The 22,999-nt window shown below is 65.3% G+C and carries 20 protein-coding genes; 4 read left to right on the top strand and 16 right to left on the bottom strand.

The annotated features are described in order from the left end of the window. Nucleotides 1-45: 45 nt before the first annotated feature. A complete protein-coding gene (gene ppc, locus ABE459_RS04685) occupies nt 46-2,673 on the bottom strand; it encodes a phosphoenolpyruvate carboxylase (protein WP_323833165.1) in 2,628 nt (875 codons plus the stop codon). A gap of 144 nt (nt 2,674-2,817) precedes the next feature. Here ppc and ABE459_RS04680 point away from each other — a divergent pair, with 144 nt between their 5' ends. From ABE459_RS04680 to ABE459_RS04670, 3 genes are all read left to right on the top strand, one after another. Continuing rightward, nucleotides 2,818-3,162 (top strand): pilin assembly protein, encoded by a 345-nt coding sequence (locus tag ABE459_RS04680; RefSeq protein WP_125462895.1) that lies wholly within the window; start codon nt 2,818-2,820, stop codon nt 3,160-3,162. A 262-nt stretch (nt 3,163-3,424) separates the two neighbouring features. Next, nucleotides 3,425-3,838: a DUF4398 domain-containing protein gene (locus ABE459_RS04675; protein WP_125462894.1), complete on the top strand. Its 414-nt coding sequence runs from the start codon at nt 3,425-3,427 to the stop codon at nt 3,836-3,838. A 47-nt stretch (nt 3,839-3,885) separates the two neighbouring features. Continuing rightward, entirely contained in the window at nt 3,886-4,674 is a 789-nt protein-coding gene (locus ABE459_RS04670) for an OmpA family protein (RefSeq protein WP_125462893.1), read from the top strand. Between the two features lie 243 nt (nt 4,675-4,917). On the opposite strand, the gene ABE459_RS04665 is transcribed toward ABE459_RS04670, so the two are convergent. The 15 genes from ABE459_RS04665 to ABE459_RS04595 all read right to left on the bottom strand — a co-directional run bounded on the left by ABE459_RS04665 (nt 4,918) and on the right by ABE459_RS04595 (nt 21,503). Beyond that, nucleotides 4,918-5,244: a hypothetical protein gene (locus ABE459_RS04665; RefSeq protein ID WP_125462892.1), complete on the bottom strand. Its 327-nt coding sequence runs from the start codon at nt 5,242-5,244 to the stop codon at nt 4,918-4,920. Further along, entirely contained in the window at nt 5,241-6,164 is a 924-nt protein-coding gene (locus tag ABE459_RS04660; RefSeq protein ID WP_323833167.1) for an alpha/beta hydrolase, read from the bottom strand. Before ABE459_RS04660 ends, ABE459_RS04665 begins: the two co-directional genes overlap by 4 nt. After that, nucleotides 6,136-7,413: a flavohemoglobin expression-modulating QEGLA motif protein gene (locus ABE459_RS04655; protein ID WP_125462890.1), complete on the bottom strand. Its 1,278-nt coding sequence runs from the start codon at nt 7,411-7,413 to the stop codon at nt 6,136-6,138. The genes ABE459_RS04660 and ABE459_RS04655 overlap by 29 nt, the downstream gene beginning before the upstream one ends. 440 nt (nt 7,414-7,853) lie before the next feature. Beyond that, nucleotides 7,854-8,402 carry a hypothetical protein gene (locus ABE459_RS04650; RefSeq protein ID WP_125462889.1) on the bottom strand — a complete coding sequence of 183 codons (549 nt, stop codon included), beginning with the start codon at nt 8,400-8,402 and terminating at the stop codon, nt 7,854-7,856. Nucleotides 8,403-8,431: 29 nt separating this feature from the next. Continuing rightward, a complete protein-coding gene (locus ABE459_RS04645; protein ID WP_125861257.1) occupies nt 8,432-9,136 on the bottom strand; it encodes a TetR family transcriptional regulator in 705 nt (234 codons plus the stop codon). A 186-nt stretch (nt 9,137-9,322) separates the two neighbouring features. Beyond that, a complete protein-coding gene (lysS, locus tag ABE459_RS04640) occupies nt 9,323-10,825 on the bottom strand; it encodes a lysine--tRNA ligase (RefSeq protein WP_125857652.1) in 1,503 nt (500 codons plus the stop codon). A gap of 93 nt (nt 10,826-10,918) precedes the next feature. Then, nucleotides 10,919-12,014, bottom strand: a protein-coding gene (gene prfB, locus ABE459_RS04635) for a peptide chain release factor 2 (RefSeq protein ID WP_125462887.1) whose coding sequence is annotated in 2 segments (ribosomal slippage) — nt 10,919-11,941 and nt 11,943-12,014 — 1,095 coding nt in all. Because the reading frame shifts where the segments join, the coding sequence is not laid out codon by codon here. Between the two features lie 254 nt (nt 12,015-12,268). Beyond that, entirely contained in the window at nt 12,269-13,273 is a 1,005-nt protein-coding gene (locus ABE459_RS04630) for a PleD family two-component system response regulator (RefSeq protein ID WP_323831786.1), read from the bottom strand. Between the two features lie 51 nt (nt 13,274-13,324). Then, a complete protein-coding gene (locus tag ABE459_RS04625; protein ID WP_258705825.1) occupies nt 13,325-14,338 on the bottom strand; it encodes a chemotaxis response regulator protein-glutamate methylesterase in 1,014 nt (337 codons plus the stop codon). After that, nucleotides 14,335-16,629 carry a hybrid sensor histidine kinase/response regulator gene (locus ABE459_RS04620; RefSeq protein ID WP_323831788.1) on the bottom strand — a complete coding sequence of 765 codons (2,295 nt, stop codon included), beginning with the start codon at nt 16,627-16,629 and terminating at the stop codon, nt 14,335-14,337. The genes ABE459_RS04625 and ABE459_RS04620 overlap by 4 nt, the downstream gene beginning before the upstream one ends. Next, nucleotides 16,626-17,294, bottom strand: a complete 669-nt coding sequence (locus tag ABE459_RS04615; RefSeq protein WP_125462883.1) for a chemotaxis protein CheW — start codon at nt 17,292-17,294, stop codon at nt 16,626-16,628. The genes ABE459_RS04620 and ABE459_RS04615 overlap by 4 nt, the downstream gene beginning before the upstream one ends. Continuing rightward, nucleotides 17,291-18,538 carry a CheR family methyltransferase gene (locus ABE459_RS04610; protein ID WP_323831790.1) on the bottom strand — a complete coding sequence of 416 codons (1,248 nt, stop codon included), beginning with the start codon at nt 18,536-18,538 and terminating at the stop codon, nt 17,291-17,293. Before ABE459_RS04610 ends, ABE459_RS04615 begins: the two co-directional genes overlap by 4 nt. Beyond that, nucleotides 18,535-19,056, bottom strand: a complete 522-nt coding sequence (locus ABE459_RS04605; protein WP_323831792.1) for a chemotaxis protein CheW — start codon at nt 19,054-19,056, stop codon at nt 18,535-18,537. Before ABE459_RS04605 ends, ABE459_RS04610 begins: the two co-directional genes overlap by 4 nt. A gap of 5 nt (nt 19,057-19,061) precedes the next feature. Next, entirely contained in the window at nt 19,062-20,684 is a 1,623-nt protein-coding gene (locus ABE459_RS04600; RefSeq protein ID WP_323831866.1) for a methyl-accepting chemotaxis protein, read from the bottom strand. Nucleotides 20,685-20,813: 129 nt separating this feature from the next. Continuing rightward, nucleotides 20,814-21,503: a tellurite resistance TerB family protein gene (locus tag ABE459_RS04595; RefSeq protein ID WP_323831793.1), complete on the bottom strand. Its 690-nt coding sequence runs from the start codon at nt 21,501-21,503 to the stop codon at nt 20,814-20,816. Nucleotides 21,504-21,717: 214 nt separating this feature from the next. Between ABE459_RS04595 and ydcS the strand changes: the two genes are divergently transcribed. After that, complete coding sequence (ydcS, locus tag ABE459_RS04590) at nt 21,718-22,857, top strand: putative ABC transporter substrate-binding protein YdcS (protein WP_110995521.1); 1,140 nt, start codon at nt 21,718-21,720, stop codon at nt 22,855-22,857. Nucleotides 22,858-22,999 lie beyond the last annotated feature (142 nt).

The following is a 22,999-nucleotide window of genomic DNA, read 5'->3' as shown; positions in this document are numbered from 1 at the left end:
GTCGCCAACTGATGGTTTGCCGACCGCAAGCACGGCTTGAGCGCCTCAACCGGTATTGCGCAAACCGGCCGCGATGCCCGCCACGGTGACCAGCAGGGCCTGCTCCAACGGGCTGTCCAGAGCGGCTTCGCGGTTGCGCGAGCGGGCCAGCAGCTCGGCCTGAAGACGATGCAAGGGGTCGAGGTAGGTGTTGCGCAGGCGGATGAATTCCAGGGTTTCGGGGCTGTGCGCCAGTAGCACCGACTGCCCGGTCAGGCCCAGCACCACCTGGCATGACTGCGACAATAGGTCGCGCAGGTGCGCACCCAATGGCAGCAGCTGCGGTTGCACTAGACGTTGGTCGTAGGCCTCGGCAATCTGCGCATCGGCCTTGGCCAGCACCATTTCGAGCATGTCGATGCGGGTGCGGAAGAACGGCCACTGCTCGCGCATCTGCGCCAGCAGCTCACCCTGGCCACGAGCCAGGGCATTGTTCAGCGCCGTTTCCCAGCCGAGCCAGGCCGGCAGCATGAGTCGGGTCTGGGTCCAGCCAAAAATCCATGGAATCGCCCGCAAGCTCTCGATCCCCCCGGCACGCCGCTTGGCCGGGCGGCTGCCCAGCGGCAGTCGGCCAAGCTCCTGTTCCGGGGTGGACTGGCGGAAGTACTCGACAAAGTCGGGGTTCTCCCGCACCACGCCGCGATAAGCCTTGACCCCGTCGGCGGCCAACTGGTCCATCAGTGCGCGCCAGGCCGGTTGCGGCGGCGGTGGCGGCAGCAGGGTCGCCTCCAGCACCGCGGCCAGGTAGAGATTGAGGTTCTGCTCGGCAATCCCCGGCAGGCCGAACTTGAAGCGGATCATCTCGCCCTGCTCGGTGGTACGGAAGCGCCCGCCCACCGACCCCGGCGGCTGCGACAAGATGGCCGCATGGGCCGGGCCGCCGCCGCGTCCGACCGTACCGCCACGGCCATGGAACAGCAGCAGTTCGACCTGGTGTTCGCGGCAGATGCGCACCAACTGCTCCTGGGCGCGGTACTGCGCCCAGGCCGCCGCCGTGGTGCCGGCGTCCTTGGCTGAGTCGGAATAGCCGATCATCACTTCCTGCGGCCCATGCAAGCCGGCCCGGTAGCCCGGCAGCCCGAGCAGGCGCTCCATCACCGGCCCGGCGTTGTCCAGGTCGGCGAGTGTCTCGAACAATGGCACCACACGCATCGGCCGGGTCAGCCCTGCTTCCTTGAGCAGCAGCTGCACCGCCAGCACATCGGAGGCCGCGCCAGCCATGGAGATCACATAGGAACCCAGCGAGGCAGCAGGCGCCGCGGCGATTTCGCGGCAGGTGGCAAGCACTTCGGCGGTATCGGCCTGGGGCTTGAAGTGCCCGGGCAGCAACGGGCGGCGGTTCTTCAGCTCCGCCTGGAGGAACTCGATGCGCCGCGCTTCGTCCCATTCGGCGTAGCGCCCGAGCCCCAGGTAATCGGTGATCTCGCTCAGCGCATCGCGATGGCGGGCGGCATCCTGGCGCACGTCCAGGCGCACCAGGAACAGGCCGAAAGTCACTGCCCGGCGCAGGCAGTCGAGCAACGGCCCGTCGGCGATCACCCCCATGCCGCATTCATGCAGCGACTGGAAGCACAGCTCCAGTGGCGCGATCAGGTCGCGGTTGTCGACCAGCACGGCAGCGCTGGCCGGTTGCGCAGCAGCCAACGACGCCTGGGCCCAGGTACGGGTGGCGCGCAGGCGGTCGCGCAGTTGCTTGAGCAGCGCGCGGTAAGGCTCGGCGCTGTCGCCGACCTGTTCGCGCAAGGCTGCGCTGGCCTGCTGCATCGACAGCTCGGCGGCCAGGTTCTCGATATCGCGCAGGAACAGGTCGGCGGCCATCCAGCGTGCCAGCAGCAGCACTTCACGGGTCACGCTGGCGGTGACATTGGGGTTGCCGTCACGGTCGCCGCCCATCCACGAGGCGAAGCGGATCGGTGCGCTCTCCAGCGGCAGGCGCAGGCCGGTAGCCTGGAACAGCGCCGCATCGACCTTGCGCAGATGGTTGGGGATGGCCTGCCAGAGCGAATGCTCGATCACCGCGAAGCCCCATTTGGCTTCGTCCACCGGCGTGGGCCGGGTGCGGCGGATCTCCTCGGTGTGCCAGGCCTCGGCGATCAGCCGGCGCAGGCGCTCGCGTACCTGCCCACGCTCGGCGGGGCTCAGGTCGCGATGGTCCTGGGCTGCCAGTTGCGCGGCGATGGCGTCGTATTTCTGAATCAGGGTACGGCGGGCCACCTCGGTGGGGTGGGCGGTGAGCACCAGCTGGATATCGAGCTTGGCCAACTGCCGGGCCAGTGCATCGTCGCTGTGCCCGGCCGACTTGAGCCGGGCCAGCAGTTCGGGCAGTACCTGCGCCTCGAAAGGCTGCGGCTGGTCGGCATCGCGGCGGCGAATCAACTGGTACTGCTCGGCGATGTTGGCCAGGTTGAGGAACTGGTTGAAGGCCCGCGCCACGGGTAGCAGGTCTTCCTCGGCCAGGTCGCCCAGGGTCGAGCTCAGCTTTTCACCCTCCACCAGCCGGTCGGCCTTGGCGCTGTGGCGGATGTCCTCGATTTTCTGCAGGAACGCCTCGCCATGCTGCTGGCGGATGGTCTCGCCAAGCAGCTCCCCCAAAAGATGCACATCCTCGCGCAAACGCAGATCGATATCGCTCATCGGGCCTCTCCACTCCAGGAAACAGCAAGCCCCAAGAGTGCCGACTCCAGGCCGCGCCTGGCAAGCCGGGCGCGGGCAAAGCAACTAAAGTGAAGAGTGGTCATCCGAAGCAATGCCACTTTCGAGGCTTTGACAGAGGTCATCATGAAAATCCGCGAACTCGCCCAGCACTGGGAACAGAATGCCGCCGGACGCTTGAGCCCCACCGGGCATGTCCTGCACCTGGACATGGAAGCCCAAGCGCGCCTGGCCGCGCTGACCGAGATGTACCCCAAGCGCAGCCCTGAAGAGCTGCTTGGCGAACTGGTCGCCGCCGCGCTCGAAGAGCTGGAAGCCAGCTTCCCCTACATCAAGGGCCGGCAAGTGATCGCCACCGATGAAGAGGGTGATCCGCTGTACGAGGACATCGGCCCTACCCCTCGTTTCCTCGCCCTCTCCCGCCGTCACCTGGCAGCGCTCGGCAGCCCAGGCAAAAACGAACGCCACTAAGCCCTCACCCTCTGCGGGCCTTGCTCGAGGGCCCGCAGATACCTCCCACGGAGCGCAAAGTTCCGGCCTTTTCGCGCTGACCAATCAGTCAGAAAAAAACTTCGTTAGCACAGCAATTTTTCTGAACTATCCAAAAAACGCCTCGGTCACAGCCAGTAGCCATCACGGCAAAACCCTGCAAACACGGGCGTTGCAGCGCACGCCTTGGCTAGGGAACAACGATGGACCGGTCGCGGACATCGTCGTTAACAGGAGTGACCCAATGGAGTTGACCACCATGAAGACCCGCATTGCAAAACCCTCCACCACTCACCTGCGCGGGCTGAAGCTGGCCGCACTGGCCCTGGGCAGCAGCCTGGTACTGGCCGGTTGCGCCGGCAAGCCGCCCACCGAGCAGTATGCCGTCAGCCAGTCGGCAGTGAACGCTGCGGTCAGTGCCGGCGGTACCGAGTTCGCCGCAGTGGAAATGAAAGCGGCCCAGGACAAGTTCAAGCAGGCCGAAATTGCCATGCACGACAAGCAATACGACCAGGCCCGCATGCTCGCCGAACAGGCTGAATGGGATGCCCGTGTCGCTGAACGCAAGGCCCAGGCCGCCAAGGCCCAGAAGGCTGTGCAGGATGCCCGCCAGGGTGTCCAGGACGTACGTGAAGAAGGCCTGCGCAGCGCCGAATAGGCCTGCCGCGACCCCAAGCCTTCGCTAACGATCAAAGGATGAACACTATGCGCAATTACGTCATGATCCCCGCCCTGCTGGCCCTGAGCGTCGGCCTTGCCGCCTGCTCCCACGACCCGAACGCCAACCTCGAGTCGGCCCGCAGCAATTTCTCGGCGCTACAGAGCGATCCACAGTCGAGCAAGGTAGCCGCCCTCGAAACCAAGGACGCCCAGGACTGGCTGAACAAAGCCGACAAGGCCTATATGGAGCGTGAGGACAGCAAGAAGGTCGACCAGCTCGCCTACCTCACCAACCAGCGCGTCGAAGTGGCCAAGCAGACCATCACCCTGCGCACGGCCGAGGCCGAGCTGAAGAACTCTGCCGCGCAACGCGCCCAGGCCAAGCTCGATGCCCGTGACGCGCAGATCAAGAAGCTGCAGGACAGCCTCAATGCCAAGCAGACCGAGCGCGGCACGCTGGTGACCTTCGGCGATGTGCTGTTCGACTTCAACAAGGCCGAACTCAAGAGCAGTGCCTACCCCAACGTCACCAAACTGGCGCAGTTCCTCCAGGAGAACCCGGAGCGCAAGGTGATCGTCGAGGGCTACACCGACAGCGTCGGCTCGGCCAACTACAACCAGAGCCTGTCCGAGCGCCGCGCCGCTGCCGTGCGCATGGCGCTGGTACGTGCCGGGGTGGACCCTGCGCGCATCGTCGCCCAGGGCTACGGCAAGGAGTATCCGGTGGCCGACAACGGCAGCAACTCCGGCCGTGCGCAGAACCGTCGAGTGGAGGTGACCATCTCCAACGATAACCAGCCGGTGATGCCGCGGGCGGTGAGCCAAGCGCAATGAGAGCTGCTGGCTGAATAAAAAACCCGCCTGATGGCGGGTTTTTTCTTATGGCGCCGGCGACGCCGACATTCGCGGGGCAAGCCCGCTCCCACGGGTAGCGAAACGGGCGACGCGGTGGATGGCACCGGCTTTGCCGGTGTTCGCGGCTAAAGCCGCTCCCACAGGTCCCTGCTAAACCAATAAGTTACGTCGAGTTCCGTGGGAGCGGGCTTGCCCCGCGATGAGGCCACGAGAGGCAAATAATCACTGCACCCGCTGCGGCGTCTCCTCGCCCATGCAGCGAACTGCACGCTTGCGATTGTCCACCAGCACACCGGTCAGGCCTTTCTGCGCGGTGTCGAACATCACCAATACGCCATCGATGCACTGGGCCACCTGCGGTGCCGGGTCCAACGAGACTTTGTAGTCCTCGCCCGGGATGGTCTTGAGCATGGTGAAGTCCTGCAGCAACAGGGCATCTTCAGGCTTGGCGAAATGCAGGTAGCCGTAATACCAGAGGGCCCCCACCGTCACGATGATGCTGCCGACGCCGGTCAGGATCAGCGGGATGGCGTTGCGTTCTTCACTCATTGCTTGTTCTTCTCGTCAGGGTAGTTGGGAACTTCGGCCAGGCGGCGCAGGCCGTTGAAATGCGCGGGGTCGTCCAGAAAGCGCAGCATCACCTGGCGCCAGGTCGGGTCGGCGAAGGTTTGCACGTGGCCGCCGCGGGTCAATTGCAGCACCCGCGGGGGCGGAGCGTGCTGGTACAGGCGAATGCCATTGTCCAGGGGCACCAGCCGGTCATCGATGCTGTGGAAGAACAGCTTCGGCGGGCTGGCCAGCTGTTCGATGGAGCGGATCGCGCTGTCGCCGTCGGGCACCAGCCACGACAGCGGCACCTGCAGCGGCCAGGTCATCCACGAGGTACTGAGGGCATAGCGGCCCACCGCCCGGTAACTGGCCGGCACACCGTCGAACACCAGCGCGCTGACGTGCTCGCGCTGCTGCGGGTGCGCCGCCAGGTAATGGATGGCCATGGCGCCGCCGAGGCTCTGGCCCAGCAGCACCAGTGGCTTGCCCTGCACCTCGGGGGCGCGGTCCAGCCAGGCCATGGCCGCCGCGATGTCTTCATAGACCTCAGGCAAGGTGGCCTTGCCCTGGGACAGGCCATAGCCCCGGTAGTCGATCATCAGCACCTGGTAGCCCTGCTCCGGCAGCCAGTAGCTGCCACCCAGGTGGCCCGCCAGGTTGCCGCCGTTGCCATGCAGGTGCAGCACCGTGCCCTTGACCTCGACACCGGCCTTGGCCGGCAACCACCAGCCGTGCAGGCGAACGCCGTCAGCGGTGGTCAGGGTTACATTGCGGTAGTCGAGTTTGGCCCGCTCAGGGGTGAACGGCTGACCGCGCTCAGGGTAGAACAGCAGGCTGCTGCAGCCACTCAACAGCAGCAGCCCAAGGCCGATGGCGAGGTGACGGCAGGCGTCAGAGAATGTTCGCGTAATCGGCTTCAATGCGGTCCAGGCTCAGGTGGTTGAGGAAGTTGGAGAAGCACATCCAGGCCGACAGGGCGTTTAGGTCGCGGAACTGCTCCGGGAGGTACTTGGGTGGCTCCACCAGGCCTTCTTCGACCAGCTGGCGCAAGGTGCGCATGTCTTCCAGGGTGGTCTTGCCGCAGAACAGCAACGGGATCTGCTCCAGCTTGCCCTTCTTCACGGCCAACTGAATGTAGTTGTAAACCATGATGAAGCCCTTGAGGTAGGACAAGTCCTTGGTGAATGGCAGGCCATTGGGTACCGAGCCGCGGAACACCCGGCTGGCGTTGCTGTAGCTCTGCCCCATCTCGAAGCCCTGGCCACGGAAGAACTCGTAGACCTGCATGAAGTCCGCGCCCTCCTCGACCATGTGGATGGCCCGGGTGCGATTGGTGAGTTTGCGCAGGCGGCTGGGGTAGGAGGCGAAGGCGATCACTTCCATCAGGATGGCCAGCCCCTCCTGGGTCACCGTGGACGAGGGCGGGCCCTTGGCCAGGAAGGTACAGATCGGCTGGTTCAGGCCATTGAGGGTGGTGCCGACATGCACCAGGCCTTCGTGTACTTCCAGGGCGCGCACGTCACGATTGTTGAACATTGCGTCGGCGCGCACCTTGATGTAGTCGGCGCCGGCCGCCGCGTCGGCGACGATGCCGTCCGACTCGAATACGCGAATGGTTTCCTCGGCCTCGCCGAACACCTTGTTCAGACGGCGCTGGAGGATCTCCACCGCCTCCTTCGCCGTGAGGTTCTTCGGCTCGTCCTTGAGGTCGCCACGGCCGTCGATGTTGTTCAGGTAATCCGAGAGCATCAGCCCCAGGTCGGCGAGGGTCGGGTCGCCGGCATGGAAAGCGTCGGAGGCCGCGCCGTACAGTTCCTGGGAAATCAGCCCGAAGTCCTCGGTGCCGCGCGCTTCTAGCATGCGCACCACCATGCGGTATTCCTTGCACATGCGTCGCATGATCTGCCCGACCGGGTTGAACTGGCCAAGCTGGCGGGTGATGTCACGCTCGATGTTCTGGAACTCGGCCTTCACCGCGCTGGAGTCGAACGACAAGGGCCGGTTCTGGTAGTAGGCACGGTCCACCGCGGGTGGTTCCTTGCCTTTGGCCTTGAGGAAGCCCTGGCGGATGCCGTCGTCCCATTTCACCGCATCGAGCACGCGAATGGGGGTTTGCGCGGCCACGATGCGGTCGGACAACGTACGTATGGTCTGCTGGTACTCGTCCACCGGGGACTCCTTTCAAGAACAAGACACCTGAACCGGCCTCTTCGCGGCTGAAGCCGCTCCCACAGGGATATCACAGCCCTCAGGCCGGGCAATGCACCTGTGGGGCAGATTTAGCCACCCCTACAGGGATATCGCAGCCCTCAGGCCGGGCAATGCACCTGTGGGGCAGATTTAGCCACCCCTACAGGGATATCGCAGCCATCAGGCCGGGCAATGCACCTGTGGGGCAGATTTAGCCACCCCTACAGGGATATCGCAGCCCTCAGGCCGGGCAATGCACCTGTGGGGCCGATTTAGCCACCCCTACAGGGATATCGCAGCCCTCAGGCCGGGCACTGCACCTGTGGGGCCGATTTAGCCACCCCTACAGGGATATCGCAGCCATCAGGCCGGGCAATGCACCTGTGGGAGCGGCTTTAGCCGCGAAGAGGCCGACACGGTCATTTGCCGGAGCGCTGGAAACGCGCCACCTCGACGAACAGGTCAGAGTTGGCCGGATCGTCCAGGTACGCCAGCACACGCGCCGACGGGCTGTCGATCAACACACCTTCGCCATTCTCTTCGGGGACTTCGATGCTTCGCCCACTCAGTTCCTTCTTGTCGACGGCCTGCCGCACCTGCTCGACATCGAGGTTGTAGACCACCAGTTCCTTGCCCTCGACGATATCGAAACCGCCAATCAGGAAGTTGCCCCCCAGCCGTTTGGGCACACCGGCCGACATGTACCAGCGGTTGCCATGGCGCGACACCGTGAACACGTACTCTTCAGGGGCCTTGCCCTTGGCGGTCGCCACCGCCTTGTAGGCATCGCCGCCACTGCGGCTGATGGTAAGTTTCAGTGGCTCGCCCCAGGCGTCCTTGCTGCTCCACTTGCCGAGCAGGGCCTTGGGCGCTGCCTGATTGCTCGGCAGCGGTTCATGGAAGGCCACCAGACAACCGCCCAGCAAGAGGAATGACAACGTCAACAACACCACACGCCAGGCTTTCATCGGGTTCTCCTTGAGAATTCGTTCGCAGCTCAAGCCGAGGCCAGCACCATCTGCAGGTATCGGACAAGGATAGCGAGCATCTGCTCATCGGCCTGCGCATTCGCGTCCTTGAGCAGGCCCTGATATTCCATCTGCTCGATTATCGCCGTCAACATCTGCGCATCCTGCTCGGGTTGGCGCGAGCCGACCACCTGGAGCATCTGCCGCGCGCCGTGCAGCAGGATCTGCTCATGGGCGCACACCAGTTCGGCCAGGCGTGGGCACAGCAGCGCTTCCTGGCGGAAGGCCTGCTCGGCCATAAGAAAGTCGCGACGATTGTGCAACTGGCGGATCACGTAGTCGGCGGTCATGCGCGCCACCTCGTCGGCCAGGCGCGCCCGCGCCTGAGGGCTGCCGTCACCCTGGGCGAGCAACTGGCGCAGCACGCCTTCGCTGTTGGCCCAGAGCTTGGCCATATAGGCGGCGCTGCGCTCGACGTACTGGGCGAAGGTATCGGCCAGCAGGTCCTGGATGTCCTTGAAGTAGTAAGTGGTGGCCGACAGCGGCACGCCGGCCTCGGCGGCCACGGCACGGTGACGTACACCGCGCACACCGTCGCGCACGACGATGCGCATGGCGGCGTCGAGGATCTGCTGGCGGCGCTGCTCGCTGCCCTGGCGGGCGGTCTTGCGGCCCTGGTATTGCACGCTTTCGGCGACGGCGGTGGCGATGCCGGCGGCGCCCTGGTGAGGCATGGCAGGTGTCACGGTGATACCTCATGAAAATGTTTGTTCAGTGCCGGCCTCTTCGCGGCTAAAGCCGCTCCCACAAGTACTGCACGGTCCCTGTAGGAGCGGCTTTAGCCGCGAAGACGCCGGTACAGCCAGTACAAGTGTACAGGCATGAAAAAGCCGCCCCGAAAGGCGGCTTGTTCAGGACACTCAGGCCTGCGGACGCATGTGCGGGAACAGGATCACGTCGCGGATCGACGGCGAGTTGGTCAGCAGCATGACCAGGCGGTCAATACCGATGCCTTCACCAGCGGTCGGCGGCATGCCGTATTCCAGGGCACGAACGAAGTCGGCATCGTAGTGCATGGCTTCGTCGTCACCGGCGTCTTTCTCGGCAACCTGGGCCAGGAATCGCTCGGCCTGGTCTTCGGCGTCGTTGAGCTCGGAGTAGGCGTTGGCGATCTCGCGGCCACCGATAAACAGCTCGAAGCGGTCGGTCACGGATGGGTTGTCGTCGTTGCGACGGGCCAGTGGCGACACTTCGAACGGGTACTCGGTGATGAAGTGCGGCTGCTCCAGCTTGTGCTCCACCAGCTCTTCGAAAATCATCACCTGCAGCTTGCCCAGGCCTTCGTGGCCCAGCACCTTGGCGCCGGCCTTCTTGGCGATCTCGCGGGCACGGTCGACGTCCTGCAGGTCGGCAGCGGTCAGCTCAGGGTTGTACTTGAGGATCGAGTCGAACACCGACAGGCGCACGAACGGCTCGCCAAAGTGGAACACCTTGTCGCCGTACGGCACGTCGGTGCTGCCCAGTACCAGCTGCGCCAATTCGCGGAACAGCTCTTCGGTGAGGTCCATGTTGTCGTTGTAGTCGGCGTAGGCCTGGTAGAACTCGAGCATGGTGAACTCGGGGTTGTGCCGGGTCGAGACGCCTTCGTTACGGAAGTTGCGGTTGATCTCGAAGACTTTCTCGAAGCCACCGACCACCAGGCGCTTGAGGTACAGCTCCGGGGCGATACGCAGGAACATGGCCATGTCCAGCGCATTGTGGTGGGTTTCGAACGGCTTGGCCGCGGCGCCGCCGGGAATGGTCTGCAGCATCGGCGTTTCGACTTCGAGGAAGTCGCGCTCGATGAGGAACTTGCGGATGTGCGAGATCACCTGCGAACGCACACGGAAGGTGTGGCGGGTTTCTTCGTTGACCATCAGGTCGACGTAGCGCTGGCGGTAGCGCTGCTCGGTGTCGGTCAGGCCGTGGTGCTTGTCCGGCAGCGGGCGCAGCGACTTGGTCAGCAGGCGCACGTTGGTCATTTCGACGTACAGGTCGCCCTTGCCGGAACGGGCCAGGGTGCCTTCGGCGCTGATGATGTCGCCCAGGTCCCAGGTCTTGACCGCGGCCAGGGTGTCTTCGGACAGGGTCTTGCGGTTGACGTAGACCTGGATGCGACCGGTCATGTCCTGGATCACCATGAACGAGCCACGGTTGAGCATGATGCGGCCAGCCACCTTGACCGGGATCGCGGCTGCTTCCAGCTCTTCCTTGGTCTTGTCCGCGTACTGTTTCTGCAGGTCGTTGCAGTAGCTGTCGCGACGGAAGTCGTTGGGGAAGGCGTTGCCCTTGGCGCGCTCGGCGGCAAGCTTTTCCTTGCGCAGCGCGATCAGGGCGTTTTCTTCCTGTTGCAGGTCTTGCGATTCGGTCTTGAGGTCGCTCATGTCGTCATTCTTTCCATCAGGTGTTCGTTGCCTCACGCGGGTGAGGGATCGCGGGGCAAGCCCGCTCCCACGGGTTTGCCGCCGCTTGGATGCTTACAGCCCCTGCTTGAGGCTCGCTTCCAGGTACTCGTCGAGGTCGCCGTCGAGCACCTTCTGGCAGTCGCTGCGCTCTACGCCGGTACGCAGGTCCTTGATACGCGAGTCATCGAGTACATAGGAGCGGATCTGGTGACCCCAGCCGATGTCCGACTTGCTGTCTTCCAGGGCCTGCGAGGCGGCGTTGCGTTTCTGCATTTCCAGCTCGTACAACTTGGCCCGCAGCATTTTCATGGCGGTGTCCTTGTTGGCGTGCTGGGAACGTTCGTTCTGGCAGGCCACCACGGTGTTGGTCGGCACGTGGGTGATACGCACCGCCGAGTCGGTGGTGTTGACGTGCTGGCCACCGGCGCCCGAAGAGCGGTAGGTGTCGATGCGCAGGTCGGACGGGTTGATCTCGATCTCGACCTTGTCGTCGATCTCGGGCGACACGAATACCGCCGAGAACGAAGTGTGACGGCGGGCGCCGGAGTCGAACGGGCTCTTGCGCACCAGGCGGTGCACGCCGATCTCGGTGCGCAGCCAGCCGAAGGCGTACTCGCCCTTGATGTGCACGGTGGCGCCCTTGATGCCGGCGACTTCACCTTCGGACAGCTCGATGATGGTGGCGTCGAAACCGCGCTTGTCGGCCCAGCGCAGATACATGCGCAGCAGGATGTTGGCCCAGTCCTGGGCCTCGGTACCGCCGGAGCCGGCCTGGATGTCCAGGTAGGCGTTGTTCGGGTCCATCTCACCGCTGAACATGCGACGGAACTCGAGCAGGGCGAGGGATTCCTCCAGCCCTTGCAGCTCGGTCACGACATCGCTGACGGCGCCTTCGTCACCTTCCTCGACGGCCATGTCGAGCAGGTCCTTGCAGTCGCCCAGGCCGTTGGCCAGTTTGTCGAGGGTTTCGACGACCTGCGCCAGCATGGCGCGCTCGCGGCCCAGGGCCTGGGCATACTCGGGCTTGTTCCAGACGGAGGCGTCTTCCAGCTCGCGGTTTACTTCGACCAGACGATCATGCTTGTGATCGTAGTCAAAGATACCCCCGAATGGACTGGGAACGCTCGGTGAGGTCCTTGATGGTGTTCAGGATCGGTTGGATTTCCATGGGCGGGCAGCTCTCGTGCGAATTCGGTGAAAAGCCCGCGAGTATAACCGAGTCCGCGCCGTGACGGCAGACCCGCCGGGCAGGCGTCGCAATCAGCCATGCACGCCCCTGTAGGAGCGGCCTTGTGTCGCGAAGGGGCGCGCAGCGGCCCCGGATTTCGGCGATCACGCAAAGATTGCCGGGGCTGCTTTGCAGCCCTTTCGCGACACAAGGCCGCTCCTACAAGGAATGGCGTCAGCGTTAGGATGTCGCGCTCAGGCAATGCCCACCTGGTTACGGCCGTTGTTCTTGGCCTGATACAGCCCCTTGTCCGCCGCCGAGATCAACTGCCGGCAATGGCTGCCAACCGCCGGCGTCTGGGTGGCCAGGCCGATGCTTACTGTCAAGTACGAGCCGTGCTCGGGCACGGTGTGGGCAATGTTCAAACCCATGATGGTCTGACGCAACTTCTCGGCAATCAGCCGCGCGCCGCCCGGCGAAGTATTGGGCAGCACCAGGGCAAACTCCTCGCCACCGTAGCGCGCCGGCAGGTCGCTGGGCCGTGAACAACTGCCGCGGATGGCCTCGGCCACCTGACGCAAGGCCTCGTCACCGGCCAGGTGGCCGAAACTGTCGTTGAACGCCTTGAAGTAGTCGACATCGACCATCAAAAGCGACAGTTGCTGCTGCTCACGAATGGCTCGGCGCCACTCCAGCTCCAGGTACTCATCGAAGTGACGGCGGTTGGACAGCCCGGTCAGGCCGTCGGAGTTCATCAGCCGCTGCAGCATCAGGTTGGTGTCCAGCAACTGCTGCTGGCTCACCCGCAAGGCGCGGTAGGCCTCGTCGCGCTGCAGCAAGGTCAGGTACGAGCGCGAGTGGTAGCGGATGCGTGCCACCAGCTCGATGGTATCGGGCAGTTTCACCAGGTAGTCGTTGGCCCCAGCAGCAAAGGCCGCGCTCTTGACCAACGGGTCTTCCTTGGTCGACAGGACGATGATCGGAATGTCCTGGGTGGCCGGGTTGTTGCGGTACTCGCGCACCAGGGTCAGGCCATCGAGGCCCGGCATGATCAGGTCCTGGAGGATCACCGTGGGCTTGATCCGCATGGCCTGGGCCACCGCCTGATGCGGGTCGGCGCAGAAATGGAAGTCAATGTTCTCTTCATAGGCCAGGCCACGGCGCACCGCTTCGCCGATCATTGCCTGATCGTCCACCAGCAGGACCATCGCCGCGCCTTCGTTGATGGTCGTGAAACCTTCGATCGGTAGATCAGTCATTGCGGGTCACCCGGTCACGGCCGGCCAGGCGGCGTGCCTCAATACTTGTCGTCATTTCGAAAAGAGTTCCGTCAGTCGCCCGGCGATGCGTTCCAGCGGGCGGATTTCCACTGCGGCGTCGATGGCCGCAGCAGCCTTGGGCATGCCGTAAACCGCACTGCTCTGCTGGTCCTGGGCAATGGTCAGAAAACCCTGCTGACGCATCAGCTTCAGGCCCTGGGCGCCATCACGGCCCATGCCGGTGAGCAGTACGCCCACCGCGTCGCCCGACCAGTAGCGCGCCACGCTTTCGAAGAACACGTCGATCGAAGGCCGGTAGATTTCATTGACCGGCTCGGCAGTGTAGGCCAACTGACCGTTGTGCAGCAGGCGGATATGGTGGTTGGTGCCGGCCAGCAGGACCTGCCCCGGCTGCGGTGGCTCGCCTTCGCGGGCCAGGCGCACCGACTGGCCGCTCGCCGTGCTGAGCCATTCGGCCATGCCGCCGGCGAATACCTGGTCGACGTGCTGGACCAGCACGATGGCGGCCGGGAAGGCCTTCGGCAGCCCCTTGAGCAACACTTCCAGTGCCGCCGGCCCGCCAGCCGACGAGCCGATGGCCACCAGGCCGCGGCGCTGGGAGGCTTCACGCAAGGGTGTGCGCACCGGCTGCGGGGCGCTGGGCCGCTGCTGGCCGATCAGCCAGCCGATATTGAGGATCTTGCGCAACAGCGGCGCCGCCGCCTCACGGGCATCGCCCGCGCCCAGTGCCGGCGTGTCGACCACGTCCAGGGCCCCATGGCCCATGGCCTCGAAGACCCGGTGCACGTTCTGCTTGCGGTCGACCGTGACGATGACGATGGCGCAAGGGGTCTCGGCCATGATCCGCCGGGTCGCCTCGACACCGTCCATCACCGGCATGATCAGGTCCATCAGGATCAGGTCCGGGAGCTGCTCGGTACAGCGTTGCACCGCCTCGGCGCCGTTGCCGGCGACCCACACCACCTCATGCGCCGGCTCGAAGGCCAGCGCTCGGCGCAGGGCCTCCACAGCCATGGGCATGTCATTGACGATGGCGATCTTCATCCCTGGGCACCTCCGATCAGCTCCTCCACGGCGTCCAGCAACGCATCGTCATGGAAGCTGGCCTTGGCCAGATAATAGTCGGCGCCGGCATCAAGTCCACGACGACGGTCTTCTTCCCGGTCCTTGTACGACACCACCATGACCGGCAGCGATTGCAGGCGCTGGTCGCGACGCACCAGGGTGACCAGTTCTATACCGTCCATGCGCGGCATGTCGATGTCGGTGATCAGCAGGTCGAAGTCATCGCTGCGCAGGGCGTTCCAGCCATCCATGCCATCCACCGCCACGGCCACTTCATAGCCACGGTTGCCCAGCAGCTTGCGTTGCAGTTCGCGCACGGTGAGCGAGTCATCGACCACCAGCACACGCCGGCGTGCAACGCCCCGGCCGTGCTGGCCGCCCCGCTCGATGCGCTCCAGGCGGCCGGTGCTGAGCAGCTTGTCCACCGAGCGCAGCAGGTCCTCGACATCGATGATCAGCACCACCGAACCATCGTCGAGCAAGGCGCCGGCGGAAATGTCCTGGACCTTGCCCAGGCGCGGGTCGAGCGGCATCACCACCAGCACCCGCTCGCCGATCAGGCGCTCGACGGCCACACCGTAAAGCTGGTCGCGCTCGCGAATCACCACCACCCGCAGGCTCTGGCCCGCGTCCTGTGTCGCCGGCCGGTTGAGCAGCTGGCTGGCGGCGACCAGGCCGATATGCCGGTCCTCGTGCCAGAAATGCTGGCGCCCTTCGATCTGCACGATGCTTTCTGCCGGCACATCGAGGGTGCGCTCGATATGCGCCAGCGGGAAGGCATAGGCCTCGCCGCCCACCTCCACCACCAGGCTACGCACCACCGACAGGGTCAGCGGCACCTCCAGGTGGAAGCAGCACCCCTGCCCGGCCACCTGGGTCAGCTCGATCGAGCCGCGCAGCTCGCGGACCATGTGCTGCACCGCATCCAGGCCAACCCCGCGCCCGGACACTTCGGTGACCGTATCGCGCAGGCTGAAGCCGGGCAGGAAGAGGAAGGTGAGCAGCTCGGCCTCGCTCATCTGCGCCACGGTTTCGGCCGGCGACAGCGCCCGTTCGACAATGCTGCGGCGCAAACGCTCGAGGTCGATGCCGGCGCCATCATCGGCCAGTTCCAGAATCAGCAGCCCAGCCTGATGCGAGGCGCGCAGGCGCACCGTGCCTTCGCTGGGCTTGCCGGCCAGCAGGCGCCTTTCGGGCAGCTCGATGCCATGGTCGACGGCGTTGCGCAGCAGGTGGGTCAGCGGCGCCTCGAGCTTTTCCAGCACGTCGCGATCGACCTGGGTCTTCTCGCCTTCGACCAGCAGCCGCACCGGTTTCCCCAAGGAGCGCCCCAGGTCGCGCACCATGCGGCTCTGACCGGTCAGCACATCGGCAAACGGGCGCATGCGGCAGGCCAGCGCGGTGTCGTACAGCAGCTGAGCGCGCTGGCTGGCCTGCCAGCCGAATTCGTCGAGGTCGGCAGCCTGCTGCAGCAGGATCTGCTGGGTTTCGGCCAGCAGTTGCTGGGTCTGGGCCAGGGCATCGAGTACTTCCGGGCCCTGGCCGCTGTCTTCGAGCTGCGCTTTGAGCCCGTCCAGGGCGCGCATGCCCTGGCCGTGCATGCGCTTGAGGCGCTGCAAGGTCGCCAGATAAGGCTTCAGGCGCTGGGTTTCGACCAACGACTTGCTCGACAGGTCGAGCAGGCTGTTAAGCCGGTCGGCAGTAACCCGCAGCACGCGCTCGCTACCCTCGCCAGCGCGCTTGCCGGCCCTCGGCCGGACGACCGGCTCGGCTTCGGGTTCAGCGGCAGGCTCCGGCTCAGGCTCCATGGCCCGCGGCGGCGCGACCATGGCTGGCGGCGTTGCAGCCGGCAACGGCGGCGCCACCTGCGTGGCCGACGGCGGCGAATCCAGCAGCCCGGCCATCTGGGTGAGGAACACCGGCACCAGGCCTTCGCCTGCCGGGTCGCCTGGCGTGGCGATGCGCATCAGCAGGTCGGTACCTTGCAGCAGCGCATCGATATGCTCCGGGCGCAGCAGCAGGCGGCCCTCCTGCGCAGCCACCAGGCAGTCTTCCATCACATGGGCGACGCTGACGCCGGCGTCGATGCCGACGATCCGCGCCGCGCCCTTGAGCGAATGGGCCGCACGCATGCAGGCCTCGAGCTGGTCAGGCTGGGCGGGGTTGCGCTCCAGTGCCAGCAGGCCGGCACTGAGCACCTGGGTCTGGGCTTCGGCTTCCAAGCTGAACAGCTCCAGCAAGGAAGCGTCGCGCATTTGCTCCGGGGTCATGACAGGCTCCGCTTCACGGCTTGCAGAAGGTGTTGTTCATCCAGGACCCGCACGCTGCGGCCCCGCCACTGCAGCACCGCAGCGGTGAAGTGGGCGGTATCGCGGCCCTCCTGCAGGTGCCCGGGGTCCAGCCGGTGTATGCCATCGATCTCCGCCACCGGCACCACCACCGGGCCCCCTTCGGCAGCCAGGATCAGCATGCGTGGCATGACCCGCCCACTGCGCTCGACGCTGGCCTCGGCCGGCACGTTCAGCAGGTCCGCCAGCGACAGGCACGGCACCAGCGCACCGCGCACATTGGCCACCCCTTGCAGTACCCGCGAGCGCTGATGCGGCAACGAATGCACCGGCTGCAGCGGGGCGATTTCGGCGAGGCAGGCCGTGGCCAGTGCCAGCCATTCCTCACCCAGCCGGAACAGCAGCATGGAGCGACCGACTGCGCACTCGGCCTGCGGCAGTGTTTCGTCCTGTTCTTCGAGCACCTGCGCGTAGCGATCCAGCAAGCGCGTTGCCGCCGCCGCATGCACCTCGCAATTGCGACAGTGGATGTGCCGTTCCAGCAGCGGGCACTGCTTGTCGCCGTGCACGCCGATGCGGTTCCAGCAATCGTCGATGGCCTGGCCATCGTCATGGGCGATCAGTTGCATGTCGTATCCCGCGCTCATCGTTCAGCCTCCCGGCCGGCCCGGGCCGCGCGCTCCTGCAGGCGTCGGGCGCCCGCCTCGTCGCCTTGCGAGGCCAGCAGGGCAGCCAGGTGCATCAGCGCCTCCGGGTGCTGAGGCTGCAGGTACAACGCCTTGCGGTAATGGGTGATGGCCTGCGTGGCATCGCCCTCGGTATCGCTGAGCAGCCCCAGCCAGTAGTAGACCTGCGCCTTGGGTTCGAACTGGCGCAGGTAACGCTCGCAGTCACTCCGGGCCTGCTGGCTGTCGCCGGCGTTGGCGTGCCGGGCGATGGCCGCCAGCAGTTGCGCTTCGTTTTCCCGCGGCTCGGCAGCCACTGGGGGGGCCATCAACGGCCTTGCCGGGCGCTGGGGCAGCGTGACCACCTTGGGCAATGGCGGCGCCAACGGGCGCATGGCCGGCAAGGGTTTGTTCGGCGGGGGCGGCACAGGGTCAGCCTGGCGCACATAGGCGAACGACTGGGCGATACCCAGCGGCCGCATGCCCAGGCGCGCCAACAGGCTGCCCTCGGCCGGACCGATGAACAGCACGCCCTGGGCGTGAGTAAGCTGCTTGAGCACCTCGAATACCCGTTGCTGGGTAGGCACATCGAAATAGATCAACAGGTTGCGGCAGAACACGAAGTCGTACTGGCCGTCACGGGCCTTGAGCGCCGGGTCCAGCACGTTGCCGACTTTCAGGCTGACCTGCCGGCGCACCCGCTCGTCGAGTTGGTGGGCCTCGGCGGCTTCGCTGAAATGCCGCTCGCGAAAGGCCAGTTCGCTGCCGCGGAACGAGTTGCGCCCATACAGCGCCTGCTCGGCCTTGGCCACCGAATTGGGGCTGATATCGATGCCATCGACACTGAAGGCTTGCGCCGCGACCCCGCCATCGAGCAGTGCCATGGCGATGGAATAGGGCTCTTCACCGGTCGAGCACGGCAGGCTGAGGATGCGCAGCGGCCGGGCACCGGCCAGTTCGGCAACGCGCTTGTGGGCCAGCTCCACCAGCGCGGTAAAGGATTCGGGGTAACGGAAGAACCAGGTTTCGGGGACGATGACCGCCTCGATCAGGGCCTGCTGCTCGGCCGTGGACTGTTGCAGGCGCAGCCAGTAATCGTCCAGGTCGGTGGCCTGCAGGGCAACGCAGCGCTGGCGCAAGGCCCGCTCGATCATCGGCGCCCCGACCGACTCCACGTCCAGGCCGATACGCTCCTGCAGGAAGCGGAAGAACCGTTGCCCGGTCATGTCGGCACCTGCCCGACTTCGCTGGGGTACAACAGTTGGCGGACCGCAGCCGGCAGCAGATCGTCGACGCAGATACGCTGCACCAGACCTTGCGCGTCCTGACGCACCGGCCCCAGGTAAGGGGCCTCGGCGTTGTCCAGGCCATAGGGCTGGAACTCGTCGGGCCGGCAACGCAGGGTCTCTGTGGCCTGTTCCAGGATCAGCCCCAGTTGCAGCTCGGGGCGCTGCGGGTCGCCACGGTAGTGCACCAGCACCAGGCGGGTGCTGCCGCGCGAAACCGCCGGAGCACCGAAGCTCAACGCCGACACATCGATCACCGGCACCAGCGCGCCACGGTGGGCCAGCACGCCGACCACCCAGGCCGGTGCCTGGGCGATGGGCTTGAGCGGACGACGCGGCAGTACTTCGATCACTTCGCGCACGTCCAGGGCGAAGCGCTGCGCGGCGATCCGGAACTGCAGGTACAGCGCGCCCTTGGCGGTGGCCGCGCGGTCCTCACGGGGGGACAGGTCGGTCATCGGCGTCAGACTTTGAAACGCGATACACCGCCACGCAGCCCGGCGGCCACCTGGCTCAGCTCGTCGATGGCGAAGCTGGCCTGGCGCAGCGATTCCACGGTCTGGGTGCTGGCATCGCTGAGCTGGGCCAGGGCCTGGTTGATCTGTTCGGCGCCGGTGGCCTGGGCCTGCATGCCTTCGTTGACCATCAGCACACGCGGCGCCAGGGCCTGCACCTGGTTGATGATCTGGCTGAGCTGTTCGCCCACCTGCTGCACCTCGAACATGCCGCGGCGCACCTCTTCGGAGAACTTGTCCATGCCCATCACCCCGGCCGACACCGCCGACTGGATCTCGCGCACCATCTGTTCGATGTCGTAAGTGGCCACGGCGGTCTGGTCGGCCAGGCGGCGCACTTCGGTGGCCACCACGGCGAAGCCACGGCCGTACTCGCCGGCCTTTTCCGCTTCGATGGCGGCGTTGAGCGACAGCAGGTTGGTCTGGTCGGCAACCTTGACGATGGTCACCACCATCTGGGTGATATTGCTGGCCTTCTCGTTGAGGATCGCCAGCTTGGCGTTGACCAGGTCGGCGGCGCCCATCACCTGGTGCATAGTCTCTTCCATGCGCGCCAGGCCCTGCTGGCCGGCACCGGCCAGGCTCGAGGCCTGGTCGGCCGACGAGGTGACTTCGGTCATGGTGCGCACCAGGTCACGGGAGGTGGCGGCGATCTCGCGCGAAGTGGCGCCGATCTCGGTGGTGGTGGCGGCGGTTTCGGTGGCGGTCGCCTGCTGCTGCTTGGAGGTCGCGGCAATTTCGGTGACCGAGGTGGTCACCTGCACCGACGAGCGCTGGGCTTGCGACACCAGGCCGGCCAGCGACTCGGCCATCTCGTTGAAGCCGCCTTCGATGGCGCCGAATTCGTCCTTGCGGTCCAGGCTCAGGCGCATGCTCAGGTCGCCCGAACGCAGGCGGTCGAGGGCATGCACGATGCGTTGCATGGGCGCGGTGATCGCGCGCATCAGCAGCAGGCCGCAGATACCGGCGGCGACGATCGCCAGCAGTAGCGAGACGATCATGCTGCCCTTGGCGGTGTTGACGGCGCTGACAATGTCGTTGGTGGCGGCATCGGCCGACTCGCGATTGCGCTCGATCACCCCGTTCAGGTGCTTGCGCCCATCCACCCAGGCCGGGGTGAGCACTTCGGTGATCAGGCGCTGGGCTTCGACGTAGTTCTTTTGCCGGTAGGTCTCCAGCACCTGGGCGACGATCTTCACGTAGCCCTCCTCGAGGCGGGTGAAGTCGTCGAAGGCGGCCTGGTCGGCGGGGTCGCGAATAGTGGCCTGGTAGCTGGCCATGTGCTGCTTGAGGCGGTCTTCGAAGCTCTTGAACAGCTCCATGTCGGCCGAGGTGATTTCGCGGTGGTTCGACAACCCCACCAACTGCTGGCTGGTGACGTAGCTGTCGACCCAGGCACTGCGAATCATCGAGCTGTAGTAGACGCCGGGAATGCTGTCGGACCCCACCGCTTCCTCACTGGATTCGATCGCCACCAGCCGCGAGTAGGCGGCCACGATCATCAGCAGCATGATGGCGATGATCACGGCGAAACTTGCCAGGATCCGTTGGCGCAAGGTCCAGTTCTTCAACATTCAGCCCTCAGGAATTCGATACGAGCGGGAAAAATCGCCGAAGTATAGCCCAGGCGTCTTACGCATTTGCGGCTGAATGCTGCTGTATTCAGGCCTCCTTGCCTATTGATGTGGCCATTTGCCTGTTCACTGGCCTGCGGCAAGCCTGACCTGGCTCTCCAACTCCTGGCGCAAGGCCGGGTCCAGGCGCAGCTGGCGTGCCAGTTCGTCGAGGTAGGCGCGCTCCATGAAGTTCTCCTGGTCCACCATCATCACGCTGGCCAGGTACATCTCGACGGCCATTTCCGGGGTTTGCGCGGCGCGGGCCACCTCGGCAGGATCCAGCGGCTTGTTCAGCTCGGCGTGCAGCCAGTGTTGCAGCTCGCGGTCGCTGTCCAGGCGGGTGAACTCGCCTTCGATCAATGCCCGCTCGCGCTCGTCGATATGGCCGTCGGATTTGGCCGCCGCCACCAGTGCCCGCAGCACCGCCTGACTGTGCTGCTCGGCCTGGGCCGGGGGCAGGCGGTCCAGCGTCTGTGGCGGCTGGTCGCCTGCACCCTGGCGCGCCTGCCAGTTGCCATAAGCCTTGTAGGCCAGCACCCCGAGCGCGGCCAGGCCACCGTAGGTGAGCGCCTTGCCGCCATATTTGCGGGCCTTCTTGTTACCCAGCAGCAAACCCATGGCGCCGGCCGCCAGGGCACCGCCGCCGGCACCGGAAAGCAGGCTGCCCAGCCCGCCGCTGCCTGCTGGTTTTTGCCCCGAGCCTTTGCTGGCCTGGCTGTTGAGCAGATCCTGGCCGGACTTGAGCAGTTGGTCGAGCAGACCTCGGGTATTCATCTGGCGTGCCTCCACGTGTACGAAAAAGTGGCCACCAGAGTAGGACGGCGCAGGGGTTTCTCCACCTGTGCAAATGCTTCCGGATGTTGCATCAGCGATTGATAAAAGCGATCTAGACTCGACTCAGTCGCTAAAAATCATAAGCAGTCAGCCACCTGACCGCCGCTTTGCTTGACGTCTGCCCCGACCACAATTGCCAACAAGAGGGAACATCATGTCAGTGCACAAGACCGTTTTGCTCGGCGCCCTGCTCGCCAGTGCTGGCGCCCAGGCCGCCGGGCTGCCCCAGAAGCTCGGTGCCGGCGAGGGGCAGCTGGACATCATCGCCTGGCCCGGCTACATCGAGCGCGGTGAAAGCGACAAGGCCTACGACTGGGTCACCGGCTTCGAGAAGGAAACCGGCTGCAAGGTCAGCGTGAAGACCGCCGCCACCTCCGATGAGATGGTCAGCCTGATGACCAAGGGCGGCTATGACCTGGTGACCGCCTCGGGCGATGCCTCGCTGCGGCTGATCGCCGGCAAGCGGGTGCAGCCGATCAACACCGCGCTGATCCCCAACTGGAAGAACCTCGACCCGCGCCTGCACAACGGCGCCTGGTACGTGGTCAAGGACCAGGTGTATGGCACGCCCTACCAGTGGGGCCCGAACGTGCTGCTGTACAACACCAACGTGTTCAAGCAGCCACCCACCAGCTGGAGCGTGGTGTTCGAACCGCAGAACCTGCCCGACGGCAAACCCAACAAGGGCCGCGTGCAGGCTTACGACGGGCCGATCTACATCGCCGACGCGGCGCTCTATCTCAAGTCCGCCAAGCCTGAACTGGGTATCCAGAACCCCTACGAACTCACCGAGGCGCAGTACAAGGCGGTACTCGACCTGCTGCGCCAGCAGCAGCCGCTGATCCATCGCTACTGGCACGACGCGACCGTGCAGATGAGCGACGTGAAGAACGAGGGCGTGGCCGCCACCAGTTCGTGGGGCTACATGGTCAACGGGCTGCAGGCCGACAAGCAGCCGGTGGCCTCGGTGGTGCCGAAGGAAGGCGCCACCGGCTGGGCCGACACCACCATGCTGCACAGCGAGGCCAAGCACCCCAATTGCGCCTACAAATGGATGGACTGGTCGCTGCAGCCCAAGGTGCAGGGCGACGTGGCGGCCTGGTTCGGCTCGTTGCCGGCGGTGCCGGCGGCCTGTACCGGCAGCGAATTGCTGGGGGCCGAGGGCTGCAAGACCAATGGCTTCGACAACTTCGACAAGATCGCCTTCTGGAAAACCCCGCAGGCCGAGGGCGGCAAGTTCGTGCCCTATAGCCGCTGGACCCAGGACTACATCGCGATCATGGGCGGGCGCTGAAACCGTTAGCAAAGGAGTTTTCACCTGCACTGGCCTCATCGCCGGCAAGCCGGCTCCCACAAGGAACTCACTGGCCCCGGCCTTGTGAATGACCTGTGGGAGCTGGCTTGCCAGCGAAGAGGCCGGCACAGGCAATACAAAG

This window comes from Pseudomonas sp. TWI923 (genome assembly GCF_039673365.1).
GTDB classification, from domain to species: Bacteria; Pseudomonadota; Gammaproteobacteria; order Pseudomonadales; family Pseudomonadaceae; genus Aquipseudomonas; species Aquipseudomonas sichuanensis.
This window is presented reverse-complemented; position numbering and strand designations above follow the sequence as displayed.

Excerpts from the sequence above, each read along its gene's own strand:
- ABE459_RS04610 (WP_323831790.1), bottom strand. The coding sequence starts at position 18,538 with ATGACCGGGCAACGGTTCTTCCGCTTCCTGCAGGAGCGTATCGGCCTG.
- ABE459_RS04670 (WP_125462893.1), top strand. The coding sequence starts at position 3,886 with ATGCGCAATTACGTCATGATCCCCGCCCTGCTGGCCCTGAGCGTCGGC.
- ppc (WP_323833165.1), bottom strand. The coding sequence starts at position 2,673 with ATGAGCGATATCGATCTGCGTTTGCGCGAGGATGTGCATCTTTTGGGG.
- ABE459_RS04595 (WP_323831793.1), bottom strand. The coding sequence starts at position 21,503 with ATGAATACCCGAGGTCTGCTCGACCAACTGCTCAAGTCCGGCCAGGAT.
- ABE459_RS04680 (WP_125462895.1), top strand. The coding sequence starts at position 2,818 with ATGAAAATCCGCGAACTCGCCCAGCACTGGGAACAGAATGCCGCCGGA.
- ABE459_RS04620 (WP_323831788.1), bottom strand. The coding sequence starts at position 16,629 with ATGACCCCGGAGCAAATGCGCGACGCTTCCTTGCTGGAGCTGTTCAGC.
- ABE459_RS04625 (WP_258705825.1), bottom strand. The coding sequence starts at position 14,338 with ATGAAGATCGCCATCGTCAATGACATGCCCATGGCTGTGGAGGCCCTG.
- ABE459_RS04605 (WP_323831792.1), bottom strand. The coding sequence starts at position 19,056 with ATGACCGACCTGTCCCCCCGTGAGGACCGCGCGGCCACCGCCAAGGGC.
- ABE459_RS04630 (WP_323831786.1), bottom strand. The coding sequence starts at position 13,273 with ATGACTGATCTACCGATCGAAGGTTTCACGACCATCAACGAAGGCGCG.
- ABE459_RS04615 (WP_125462883.1), bottom strand. The coding sequence starts at position 17,294 with ATGAGCGCGGGATACGACATGCAACTGATCGCCCATGACGATGGCCAG.
- ydcS (WP_110995521.1), top strand. The coding sequence starts at position 21,718 with ATGTCAGTGCACAAGACCGTTTTGCTCGGCGCCCTGCTCGCCAGTGCT.
- ABE459_RS04675 (WP_125462894.1), top strand. The coding sequence starts at position 3,425 with ATGGAGTTGACCACCATGAAGACCCGCATTGCAAAACCCTCCACCACT.
- ABE459_RS04645 (WP_125861257.1), bottom strand. The coding sequence starts at position 9,136 with ATGCCTCACCAGGGCGCCGCCGGCATCGCCACCGCCGTCGCCGAAAGC.
- lysS (WP_125857652.1), bottom strand. The coding sequence starts at position 10,825 with ATGAGCGACCTCAAGACCGAATCGCAAGACCTGCAACAGGAAGAAAAC.
- ABE459_RS04650 (WP_125462889.1), bottom strand. The coding sequence starts at position 8,402 with ATGAAAGCCTGGCGTGTGGTGTTGTTGACGTTGTCATTCCTCTTGCTG.
- ABE459_RS04665 (WP_125462892.1), bottom strand. The coding sequence starts at position 5,244 with ATGAGTGAAGAACGCAACGCCATCCCGCTGATCCTGACCGGCGTCGGC.